The sequence below is a fragment of the Aquirufa beregesia genome, assembly GCF_011090385.1.
In the GTDB taxonomy this organism is placed as follows: domain Bacteria; phylum Bacteroidota; class Bacteroidia; order Cytophagales; family Spirosomataceae; genus Aquirufa; species Aquirufa beregesia.
The window spans coordinates 258,004-268,344 of the sequence record NZ_SEWW01000005.1 but is presented as its reverse complement, the minus strand read 5'-3'; the positions used below and the strand labels follow the sequence as shown (position 1 = coordinate 268,344).

The following is a 10,341-nucleotide window of genomic DNA, read 5'->3' as shown; positions in this document are numbered from 1 at the left end:
ACAATGAATCAAGACCACATTTAGCTTTAAAAATGAAAAAGCCAGTTGATTTATATGCAGCTTAAACTATATTTACAATGAATTATTAATGAACCCAACTGTCAACCTATATCAGGACAAGACATACTACTTTCTACATTCTTCATTCTTCATTCTACATTCCAGAAGCAAACTCCTGCCCCCATTGATGCAAAGAGGCAATACTAGGTAATAATTTCTCCCCCTTTGGGGTCAGCGTATATTCAACTGTGGGTGGAACAGTCGCAAAAACCTCTCTGCTGACAATTCCATTGGCCTCCATGTTTTTCAGTTCCTTGACCAACATGCGGGTATTGATTCCCTCTACGGATCTTTCCAATTCTTTGAAACGCATTTTACCTTTCGATAAAATATAAATAATGGGCATGGACCATTTGCCTCCAATGATGTCCAACACTTCTTTCAAGGAACACGATTTTTCTGAAATACTTAAATTATTTTCTATCATAACTACTTGATTACCTGTATTGCTTTACCTTTGGTTACTACTGTACATTCGTGTAACTACTTTCAAAAGTAAAGTAATGACTTTATGTTTACAAGAAAATAATCAAAAAGCTAAAAAAATGAAATTACTCGAAGCAATAAAATTAGGTCAAGACAATCTAAAAAATAGTATGGTGATGGCACCCATGACTAGGAGTCGGGCTACAGTAGATGGACTTGTTGGCGAATCCACACAGGTATATTATTCCCAACGCGCCAGTGCCGGTTTAATCATCACGGAAGCCATCAACATTTCCAAGCAAGCCTTGGGGAGTCCATTAACACCAGGGATTTATACTACCGAACAGATAGCCGCATGGAAAAAAGTGACTCAAGCGGTTCATGAAAAAGGCGGAGTCATTTATGCTCAGTTGTGGCATACAGGACGCGTGGGACATTCCTTGGTAAAAAATGGAGAACTGCCTGTGTCTGTCTCCGCGGTGGCTATTGAAGGTCAACAGCATTTTACCATGGAGGGTATGAAAGATTATGAGACACCGAGAGCATTGAGCACGGAAGAGGTGAAAAGCATCGTTCAAGAATACAAACAAGCAGCTATAAATGCGATAGAAGCCGGCTTTGACGGAGTGGAGTTGCATTCCGCCTTTGGATACTTACCCAATCAGTTTTTGGCCGACAGTGTGAATCAAAGAACGGATGAATATGGTGGAAGCGATGAAAATAGGAATCGTTTTGTGGTAGAAATCATGCAAGAAATGGTGCAAGGCATTGGTGAAGCTAAAGTGGGCATTCGTATTTCTCCGACAAGTACATACAATGGTATTTCCCATCAACATCCCGTAGAACAATTTAGCCTATTGATTCAGGAATTGAACAAATTACCTTTGGCCTACATCCACATCATGCATGTGCCCTTTTCGCCTGAGCAGTTCCCTACATATCCAAGCAGTTCCATTGAAACGTTTGGGAAGATCAGTCAGCACCCGGTGATAGCTAATTTGGGGTATACTCGGGAGACGGGAGAAGCTGAATTACAAAAAGGCATTGCGAAACTTATTTCTTTTGGCACCTTGTTTATAGCGAATCCCGACTTGCCTAAGCGATTTGAGTTGAATGCAGAATTGAATCAGGCCGACCGAGCAACCATGTATGGTGGACAGGATCAAGGCTATATTGATTATCCCTTTTTAACTTAAACAAAAATAACCCATGAACGGCATTCAAGCCATTTTGACCATTGACATGGATAATCTTCCTGCCAATTTCCAAGAAATTATACAGCACGAGCAAGCCAAAATTGCCCAATGGAAAGAGGAAGGTATTTTGGCTACGTCAAAGCAAAAACGGAGCTGTTTTGGTATTCAAAAATGTGGACCAGGGACAAGTTGAAACACTCATGACTACCCTACCCTTCTACCCATTGAAAAAAAGTATTGAATATTATCCCTTGATCAAACAGTTTTGATCAACTTGGCTTGGTTGATTAGCTTTGTCGTTAAGCATCGTGGTTAAGCATCGTTTAGATTTGTCAAATTTTGAAAATTTGACAAATCTTCTTAACAAGTCTTACGCATAGGAATCATTTCTACTACTCTTCAACCTATTCTAGAGGGCAAATTGAAACGGCAATTTCATCCCCTCCTCCAACGGTATCATCAGGATGCCGGAAAGATGCGTCTCATTTTATCTAAAGAATGGTATTTGACCGAGGGATTATCCAAATTTCTAGGATAGAAAAATCCAGTTAATCGCTATTAAGTCTACCTAATCCTAAGAATTTAAACTTTTGTTTACAAGCAATGGGCTCATTTGAAATCCAGAACAAAGCCCCTATATCCTACCTAGTAGGACGATTTTACCTAGAAATTTCAGAATTTAAATTTTTCTTGACAAGAGAATACGCAACGTACTGATAGTCAGGTGGGAGGATTGGGGGAGAAAAGGTAGATTGGAGAGAGTTTATAGCTGGTATAAACAAATTAGTAGCAATAAATGTCGACCGTGCTAACCCAAAAACCCGCCCATCGCAAATCTGCAAAACGTTATGGGTAAGTTTAAATTGACTAAGGTTAAAAAGGGCTGACCACCCAAGGTGACAGAAATAAGAACTAGTGGAGCAGAACCCACATTAAAAACGGACTGATCTCATTCAGTCAATTCAATGAGAGGCGGAAACCGAAAAGCCTTAAGAGTAGGGAAGCTAATCTATTTAAAATGGCAAATTTAAAAGCAAAATACACATTTGTTTCTCCTACAACAGGAAATACCTATGTTCTACATGTTCAAACTGGACCATTAACGAATCCAATTCCGACCATTGACAATCCCAATGCTATTGGTTGGCCAATTTTAAGCGGTACTTTAGTTACCGTAATTGAAGGGATTTCAACATCTTATAATGTTCCTCCAGCAGGAACCTCTGGTATGATATACAATGGATTATGGCAAAGTGCAAGTTCCTCACCTCAGGGAGGACCATTATGTCAAGGTATTGAAAATTTAATCGTTACACCATTTGACGGCAAGAGCACACCTATTTCTGCTATAAGTGGCACTAGCGTTCAAATTACATTGGGGAAATTAAGTGATACAGCAAACCTAATAAGCTCTGTTTTCCCACCACAATAAATAAAATTTATCAGATTTTTATTTCAGTCCAATATAAACTTACCTATATCAGCGGATTGGCAAAAAAGCGGTTTTTCGAGGTTCAATGACTCATTTGTACAAAAACAAACAGTTGTGCTTCGAAATCCGCTTCTTCGCCAAGTCTCAAGAATCTCATAACACCTGTATTTGGTATTTTTTGCCTGTTAGGAGGAGGTTTTTGAATGCTTTTGCAAAAGTTTATCTTTGTCAAATTTTAAAAATTTGACAAAGCTTTCGCATGGGAGTCATTTTCTAAGTTTTGTATTTAAAATATTCAAAACTCCTAAATTGCAACAACATAGGTTAAACGATGATGTTCAATAATGCACATTAAATGAATTTGATATACAAGGATTGGAAATAGATTACGTTTGTTTGGCCTGGGATATTAATTTCTACTTCAAAAATGGTGAATGGAACTACCAATCTTTCGAAGGAACAAAATGGAAATGGATTGTTAATGAAATAAATCATACATAAGAAATACTTACCGAGTTTTAATGACAAGAGCCAGGCAAGGATTAATTATTTTCATTCCGCATGGCGACTTATTAGATAGGACCAGACCTGTAGAACTTTATGAAAGTACATATCAATTTTTGAGCTCTTGTGGAATAAAAACAATCTAAAAATATAGTACTTACCTTAGATTTGCCATATTTAACTTTACCCCCTCTCCTCCCATGTCCAACCAAGCCCTCACCCCAGATGAATATGAAAACCAATTAGCCGATGATCGGAAGGTGGCCATCGCTCATTTGCGACAAACGATTATCCAAAATATCCCGCCAGGATTTGAAGAAACCATCAGCTATGGGATGATTGGCTATGTCGTACCCAAATCCATTTACCCAGCTGGCTATCACTGCAAAACCGATGAACCTCTCCCTTTTCTAAGTATCGCCTCGCAAAAGAACTTCATCGCATTATACCACATGGGCATGTATGCCGACGAAAAGCTACTTCAATGGTTCCAAAATGAATATCCGAAACATGCCAAATCGAAATTGGACATGGGAAAAAGCTGTGTCAGATTCAAAAAAATGGATGATATCCCCTTTTCCTTGATTGCTGAATTAGCTCAAAAAATAACCGTGGCAGATTGGATAAGCCGATATGAAAGCATGTTTAAAAAATCATAGTTCTTCCTCTCCTTTGTACCAAGCATGACTCCTAGAATTGAACTACTCCAAGAAAAAAGGCTGGTAGGCATGCACCAAGAAATGAGCTTGGCAGCCAATAAAACTGGTCAACTTTGGGCTAGCTTCATGCCAAGGTGCCATGAAATAACCCACACCCTTTCTACCTATTTAATTTCCTTGCAAATTTACCCACCCAACTATTTTACCCAATTTTCCCCCTTGAACAAGTTCGAAAAATGGGCCTGTGTGGAGGTAAATCCATCTGCACCAATACCCCAAGACATGAAAACCCTTCAATTACCTGGAGGTTTATATGCGGTATTTGACTACCAAGGTCTAAGCTCTGACCCTCAAATCTTTCAATACATCTTCGGCACCTGGCTGCCTTCTTCTGGCTATGAACTGGATCATCGACCGCATTTTGAGGTCTTAGGTGAAAAGTACAAAAACAATGATCCTAACTCGGAGGAAGAGATATGGATACCAGTAAAAATGTAGAATGAAGAATGGGTTCCTACATCCATTTATAATTCATCATTTCCTTACCAATCTTTCGTTGGGATTAACCTGATAATGTAGAATGCAGAATTGACTTTCTAAACCCTAATACCTGAACACGATTATGCCACCATTTATAATTTACCATTTTCTTTCCCCGCTCTTTTGACGATTTTTATTTAGCTTTACGTCATTATAAACCTATTATTTCAATCTATACCTTTAACGCATGTCCCCCGAACAATTACGGCACATCCTAACCCGTATTCAATCCTTGAAAATTGCGGTCATTGGAGATTTTGCCATTGATTTCTACTTCCAAAAAAGAGAAGATACTGGCGACTTTTCTGTCGAAACAAAAAAAGAAGTACACTGGGCCAAGGCCCCTAAAACAGGACTAGGTGGTGCCGGAAATGTGGCCAAAAACCTAGCTACCCTGGGCGTTCCCACCTCCGCATTTGGACTCATCGGTTCCGACATTTTTGGTCGCGACATGAATTTCCATTGCCAAAACCTAGGCATACATACCAAGAACCTTAGGCCTTTAACTGGGATGGATACTCCCACCTATTCCAAACCTATGTCGGGTGATGTGGAATTAAATCGGATCGACTTCGGTACGCAAGAAAAAGATATCGTTCAAGCCAGTCAAGATTTAGTCGATTCTCTCTGTAATCAGCTCGCTGAATATGATTGGGTGATTATCAACGAGCAATTTCGTTACCCTTTATTAAACCAAATGTTGCTTGAAAAGCTACAAGAAGCCATGAATAAGGCTCAAAAAATTGGCCTGGCCGATTTACGTAGCTTAGGAAATTTTGCGAATAATGTACTTTTGAAAGTCAATGAATCCGAATTAGCCCACTTACTGCATATAGATCCTGCTGTATTGGAAGACAATGAGCAAGTACCTAGTATTGTGCAAGAATGGGTTAAAATTCGTCAACAAGGTGCTCTCGTAACATTGGGCGATCGTGGATTAATTTATGCTGACCACAATCATTTTCACTGGCAAGCAGGCATCCCTGCCAAAGGGCCTATTGATACCGTAGGTGCGGGAGATATGATAGTAGCTGGATTTTCGGCCGCCAAAGCAGCTGGTGCAAGCATACAAGAAGCCTGCGAATTTGCTACCTTGTCTGCGCATATTTCCATCCATAAATTAGGCGAAACAGGTGAAGCCTCCCCTCAAGAAATTTTAGATCTAAACCAATTATAACCATGAATGTTCAAGAAATTGAATCCCTAAGAAAAGAAATCAAAGACTATACCGAAGCGCATTTATTGCCATTCTGGTCCAAAAGAACCATCGACAAAGAATACGGTGGATACCTAACCCATTTCGATGAATTTGGAAATGATTCTGGTACCGATGAAAAATCACTGATTGCCCAAACCCGTTCCGTATTCACCTATTCCCAAGCCTACCGACACGGTTTCGGTGGACCTATCATGAAGGAAATGGCCGAGCATGGGGTTAAATACCTGATTGAGAAAATGTGGGATGAGAAGAATGGAGGTTTCTATTGGATGATGGACCGTAAAGGAAATGCCACGAACAAGCAAAAAATAGGCTATGGACATAGTTTTGTGATCTACAGCTTAAGCGAATATACCCTAGCAACAGGTGATCCTATCGGTTTGGAATATGCCGAAAAGACCTTTGACCTATTACAAAAATACGCCGTAGATACCAATCTAGGCGGCTATTGGGAGTTCTTCTCGGAAGAATGGGAACTGATGGGTGCCGGATCTCCAGGTGGCGACCGCAAAACGTTGGACGTGCACATGCACTTGATGGAAGCTTTTACAACCCTGTACGAAGCCAGTGGCAAAGAAGTACATCGTAGAAAGTTGAAGGAATCCATTGATATTTTGATTCAAAAAATCATGCATCCTGTGTATGGTACAGGCGTGCCTCAGTTCTGGGCCGACTGGTCTGTTGCTCCTCAGATCAAATTCGACATCGTTTGGGGATGGGATCGTTTTGCCGAAGGTGGACAAAAAGCCTCTGCGGTAGACAATACCTCCTATGGTCATAACTCCGAATTCGGTTGGTTATTAATGCAAGCGCTGAAAGTGGGTAAATTCCCCGTAGCAGACTATATGGACAACCTTAAAAAAGCCTTTTACCATTCCATGGAACATGGTATCGACTGGGAATTTGGAGGGGTATTTGTAGAAGGTTCACATGATGGACAGGTCTATGACAAAGAAAAAGAATTTTGGCAACAGGCTGAAATGCTGATTGGTATGGCAGATGCCTACTTATTAACCAAGGACCAAGACTTCCTAAAAGCTTATCGTCAGGTACATCGTTTTGTTTTCGATAAAATGATTAATTTTAACACTGGCGAGTGGTGGCCTTTGTTGACCAGAGAAGGAGAACCTATCTGGAGACATATGTCGCACTCTTGGAAAATTAACTACCATAATGTAAGATCCATGATTCTATCCTATGAAAAACTAGGAGAAGCAGCCAAGGTTTTAGCTAACTCTAACTAACCCATAAAGCCATATGAAATACGTATTCTTTTCCCTGTTTGTATTTGCGAGTGTATCTGTGTGTGGTCAAGCTGCCACCTCTCCTCAAGAAGTTAGTCAGATTTTAAGTACGTATTTCAGCAAAACGGCCTCTTCCAGTGTCTTGGTTAATAAAAACCAAGCACTGGAAGCGAGTCGCTCTTTCTCCATTCGTCGAGATAGTCTATTCATCTACCTGTACGACCCCATGGATGTTTTTACCAAAGGTCCATTTTATGATACCACGGTCATTCCTATTCACCAAATCCAGCAAATAAAAATACATAAGTCGAAAAATGCCGCTGGACAAGCTGGTGTAGGTATCGAGTTTATCCAAAAGAATTTTGCGGGTATAGCTCCCAAAGAAAAAGCCAAAGACAATGGCGCTCCCGCTAAACTCACCGATAAAAATCTAGCCAATGTCAATGCAGCCAGTGTAAATCAAAAAATGATTGGTCAAGTGGCTGGTGTGACTGTGGGCAACGATAATTCTCCCGGTGGTGCCACCATGGTGCGTATTCGAGGTTATGGCTCCATCAATTCCAATAGTCCCTTGTACGTGGTGGACGATGTGCCTGTATCTGGCAATTTAAATACTATCAATCCTAATGACATTGAATCAGTGCAAGTATTGAAAGATGCTTCTTTAACGGCTATTTATGGCGTTAGAGGTGCCAATGGTGTGGTCTTAATCAAAACTAAAAAAGGGGGTATTAGCTCAGGAGTTCCTGCTGATTTGCCAAGAGATTTAGTTTTATCCTATACCCTCTGGACTTGGGGCAAAGCAGCCACTGATTTCAATAAGTCGGACGACAAAATCAAATTAAAAAAATTCCTAGAACAAGATTATAATTAATGGCTTACGATGATATTTTTCACGTATTCCATTTGATCATTTGTTCTCACCCATAACTTGTATGACCCTTGCGAAAGATGTTGTACATTCAATTGGGCTGACCCATCTTGGCTAATTTGTGAATCCATCACTAATCGGCCATCTAGCGTGTATATTTTCACCAAGGCTCCTGCTAATGATGTTCTAGCCTGAATGGATAAAGAATTGACAACAGGATTGGGAAATACCACCACTCCTATATCATCAGGCAAACTATAGCTAAAACTTGCCTTAGGAGAGACGCAGGTTGGTCCTGGACTATAGGTTTTGGTCAAATACAGGGAATAAGTCCCCGAATCTTTAACGCGCAACATAGTACTTTTCTCCGTCAATACATTTTGATTGAACTCCCAAAATAAATTCGTATCACTGGCTTTCAAGATAGCTGTTTTTAGGTAATATGGGCTTTCTTGGGTAATCACAGGAGCCGCTGGAATATCAAAAACTTGTGTGGAAACTGCCTTAGAAAAAGCCGTGGTACATTGGTAACTATTGGTCCCTTTTACTTGGAATGAACCTTTATCCTTAACCGTAATCAAAGAACTTTGAGCCCCCGTATTCCAAACATAACTAAAATCAGCATTGGCAGCTACTTGCAATTCAACAGAATTACCTTGACAAAATAAGGTATCACCTTTGACTAAAATAACAGGAGTTGCGGGAGCTTGCAGCGGCTTAAATTGAAACAATGGAACGCTAAATTCATTCCCAACACCATCTTGCAAACGCATGGAATAATTTCCAGATTTAGCTTGCTGGAGGGTACTAGTGGTACTAAATACTTGGGAACTTTCATTTAACCACTGAATGCTATCCTGAGTGGTAACACTTAGGTTGGTGGCATTGGTATTATCACAAATCACCGAAAAACTAGGTAAAGCTTTAGGCGTAATCGCCTTCGCATTTTTTCCAATCGCCTCCGATATTTTAACTAACCAAAGGTAGGCCAACTCTTCATAGGCATCAGGGGAGAAGTGGACACATTCTGAGAATGCATCCGACTTACGAGGTATCTCCACAACATCTGTATAAGGTCCCAAATAAATTTCCGGTATACCACTAACCTCAGTCACCATATCACCTTGCTTTCTTAGCAATAATTCATCAGTATAAGCAGGACTACAAGCCCCATTCGCCAATCCAGCTCCATAAGAAACTTGAGAAACTAACCACGGCACATCCACACCTGTTTGTGTCCGAAGGTTTTTAATCATATCCTTGAAATTCTGTTGATAGGTATCCGTTTTCATCTTTCTTACCTCATAAGAATCTAAGCGATAACCGAAAGAATCTGTTTCTCCTTGATGCCAAAGAATGGCTCTAACCCCATTTTTCTTACCAAAAAGCTCCACGGCTCTTTTTAAGTTTTTGAAAGGAAAACCTGCATCATACGCTATATTCGGATCAAAAGGATTAGGTGAAGGTTTTGCATTGGGCAGAGAAGATTCATACCAATTTCGCATGACCGTAGCTAACCATGCCGTATTGATAAAACAAATGGGAACATTGTATGTTTCTGCCAATCGATCTCCTAATCTCGCCCAATAATAATTGGATAAACCCATAGGTCCAATGGTGGTCTTAGCATCCAAATGTTGAAAATCCGTAAAGGGAAAATCGGTATTCAAACGACCTAAATAGCGATAAAATGGAGAATTATTGTAATCCTTAAAGTAGTTGTACACATTGGCCACATTAACACGGTCGTCTTTAGAAAAACTTTCTTCAGCATGCCGACTGTTCCCACCTTGTGCATTAGACTGACCAGAAATAATGAAATTCTCTCCCACACCCACGCGATCTAATTGAGTAGAATCTTTTAATTGAGAGCCTTGAAAAGTTCGAATTTTCAAGGTATACCATCCTCCTTTGGCAGTAATGATCTCTTGGAAAAAACCTGCTACAGGCTTGGTATTGATATTAGTCCAATTGATTAAAGTCCCCTGACCTGTTTTCACAGGCTCCAATTTATATTGGACCAAACTCACCTCTTGTGAACAATTTCCTAGAATGGATAAACGAGCTTCATTTTGAGCATCGCGCTGAAATACTTGTCGATTGTGAGGAAAAACGATGGATACTTGACCATGTACTTGCATTGATACAAACACGATAAAACATAGTAACAAGTATTTCATGGTTTGGCGT

At 40.1% G+C, this 10,341-nt stretch carries 12 protein-coding genes; 10 read left to right on the top strand and 2 right to left on the bottom strand.

The features are described 5' to 3' along the window. Nucleotides 1-154: 154 nt before the first annotated feature. On the bottom strand, nt 155-487 hold the full coding sequence (locus EWU23_RS09845; RefSeq protein WP_166231607.1) for a winged helix-turn-helix transcriptional regulator: 333 nt from the start codon (nt 485-487) through the stop codon (nt 155-157). A gap of 118 nt (nt 488-605) precedes the next feature. Between EWU23_RS09845 and EWU23_RS09840 the strand changes: the two genes are divergently transcribed. The 10 genes from EWU23_RS09840 (at nt 606) to EWU23_RS14355 (ending at nt 8,154) form a co-directional block, all read left to right on the top strand. Further along, on the top strand, nt 606-1,682 hold the full coding sequence (locus tag EWU23_RS09840; protein WP_166231605.1) for an alkene reductase: 1,077 nt from the start codon (nt 606-608) through the stop codon (nt 1,680-1,682). 13 nt (nt 1,683-1,695) lie between these two features. Beyond that, nucleotides 1,696-1,875: a hypothetical protein gene (locus EWU23_RS09835; protein WP_166231603.1), complete on the top strand. Its 180-nt coding sequence runs from the start codon at nt 1,696-1,698 to the stop codon at nt 1,873-1,875. An 825-nt stretch (nt 1,876-2,700) separates the two neighbouring features. Continuing rightward, nucleotides 2,701-3,114: a hypothetical protein gene (locus EWU23_RS09830; RefSeq protein ID WP_166231601.1), complete on the top strand. Its 414-nt coding sequence runs from the start codon at nt 2,701-2,703 to the stop codon at nt 3,112-3,114. Nucleotides 3,115-3,489: 375 nt separating this feature from the next. After that, entirely contained in the window at nt 3,490-3,615 is a 126-nt protein-coding gene (locus tag EWU23_RS14160) for a hypothetical protein (RefSeq protein ID WP_205753145.1), read from the top strand. Between the two features lie 20 nt (nt 3,616-3,635). Then, the gene (locus EWU23_RS14260; RefSeq protein ID WP_317164316.1) at nt 3,636-3,764 is read left to right on the top strand and encodes a hypothetical protein; all 129 of its coding nucleotides are present in this window, start codon (nt 3,636-3,638) and stop codon (nt 3,762-3,764) included. Between the two features lie 54 nt (nt 3,765-3,818). Beyond that, nucleotides 3,819-4,277 carry a DUF1801 domain-containing protein gene (locus EWU23_RS09820; RefSeq protein WP_166231599.1) on the top strand — a complete coding sequence of 153 codons (459 nt, stop codon included), beginning with the start codon at nt 3,819-3,821 and terminating at the stop codon, nt 4,275-4,277. 24 nt (nt 4,278-4,301) lie between these two features. After that, a complete protein-coding gene (locus tag EWU23_RS09815; protein ID WP_166231597.1) occupies nt 4,302-4,775 on the top strand; it encodes a GyrI-like domain-containing protein in 474 nt (157 codons plus the stop codon). A gap of 229 nt (nt 4,776-5,004) precedes the next feature. Beyond that, the gene (locus EWU23_RS09810) at nt 5,005-5,994 is read left to right on the top strand and encodes a bifunctional heptose 7-phosphate kinase/heptose 1-phosphate adenyltransferase (RefSeq protein WP_166231595.1); all 990 of its coding nucleotides are present in this window, start codon (nt 5,005-5,007) and stop codon (nt 5,992-5,994) included. Nucleotides 5,995-5,996: 2 nt separating this feature from the next. Beyond that, the gene (locus EWU23_RS09805) at nt 5,997-7,280 is read left to right on the top strand and encodes an AGE family epimerase/isomerase (RefSeq protein WP_166231593.1); all 1,284 of its coding nucleotides are present in this window, start codon (nt 5,997-5,999) and stop codon (nt 7,278-7,280) included. A 13-nt stretch (nt 7,281-7,293) separates the two neighbouring features. After that, nucleotides 7,294-8,154 carry a TonB-dependent receptor plug domain-containing protein gene (locus tag EWU23_RS14355; protein ID WP_394367309.1) on the top strand — a complete coding sequence of 287 codons (861 nt, stop codon included), beginning with the start codon at nt 7,294-7,296 and terminating at the stop codon, nt 8,152-8,154. On the opposite strand, the gene EWU23_RS09795 is transcribed toward EWU23_RS14355, so the two are convergent. Then, nucleotides 8,151-10,292, bottom strand: coding sequence for a sialate O-acetylesterase (locus EWU23_RS09795; protein ID WP_205753144.1), 2,142 nt, complete (start codon nt 10,290-10,292; stop codon nt 8,151-8,153). The genes EWU23_RS14355 and EWU23_RS09795 overlap by 4 nt on opposite strands. Nucleotides 10,293-10,341: the final 49 nt, after the last annotated feature.

Bases quoted from the DNA above. Each gene is read 5' to 3' on its own strand.
- EWU23_RS09810 (WP_166231595.1), top strand. From the start codon at position 5,005: ATGTCCCCCGAACAATTACGGCACATCCTAACCCGTATTCAATCCTTG.
- EWU23_RS09830 (WP_166231601.1), top strand. From the start codon at position 2,701: ATGGCAAATTTAAAAGCAAAATACACATTTGTTTCTCCTACAACAGGA.
- EWU23_RS09815 (WP_166231597.1), top strand. From the start codon at position 4,302: ATGACTCCTAGAATTGAACTACTCCAAGAAAAAAGGCTGGTAGGCATG.
- EWU23_RS09840 (WP_166231605.1), top strand. From the start codon at position 606: ATGAAATTACTCGAAGCAATAAAATTAGGTCAAGACAATCTAAAAAAT.
- EWU23_RS09795 (WP_205753144.1), bottom strand. From the start codon at position 10,292: ATGCAAGTACATGGTCAAGTATCCATCGTTTTTCCTCACAATCGACAA.
- EWU23_RS09820 (WP_166231599.1), top strand. From the start codon at position 3,819: ATGTCCAACCAAGCCCTCACCCCAGATGAATATGAAAACCAATTAGCC.
- EWU23_RS09805 (WP_166231593.1), top strand. From the start codon at position 5,997: ATGAATGTTCAAGAAATTGAATCCCTAAGAAAAGAAATCAAAGACTAT.
- EWU23_RS09835 (WP_166231603.1), top strand. From the start codon at position 1,696: ATGAACGGCATTCAAGCCATTTTGACCATTGACATGGATAATCTTCCT.
- EWU23_RS14355 (WP_394367309.1), top strand. From the start codon at position 7,294: ATGAAATACGTATTCTTTTCCCTGTTTGTATTTGCGAGTGTATCTGTG.
- EWU23_RS09845 (WP_166231607.1), bottom strand. From the start codon at position 487: ATGATAGAAAATAATTTAAGTATTTCAGAAAAATCGTGTTCCTTGAAA.
- EWU23_RS14260 (WP_317164316.1), top strand. From the start codon at position 3,636: ATGACAAGAGCCAGGCAAGGATTAATTATTTTCATTCCGCATGGCGAC.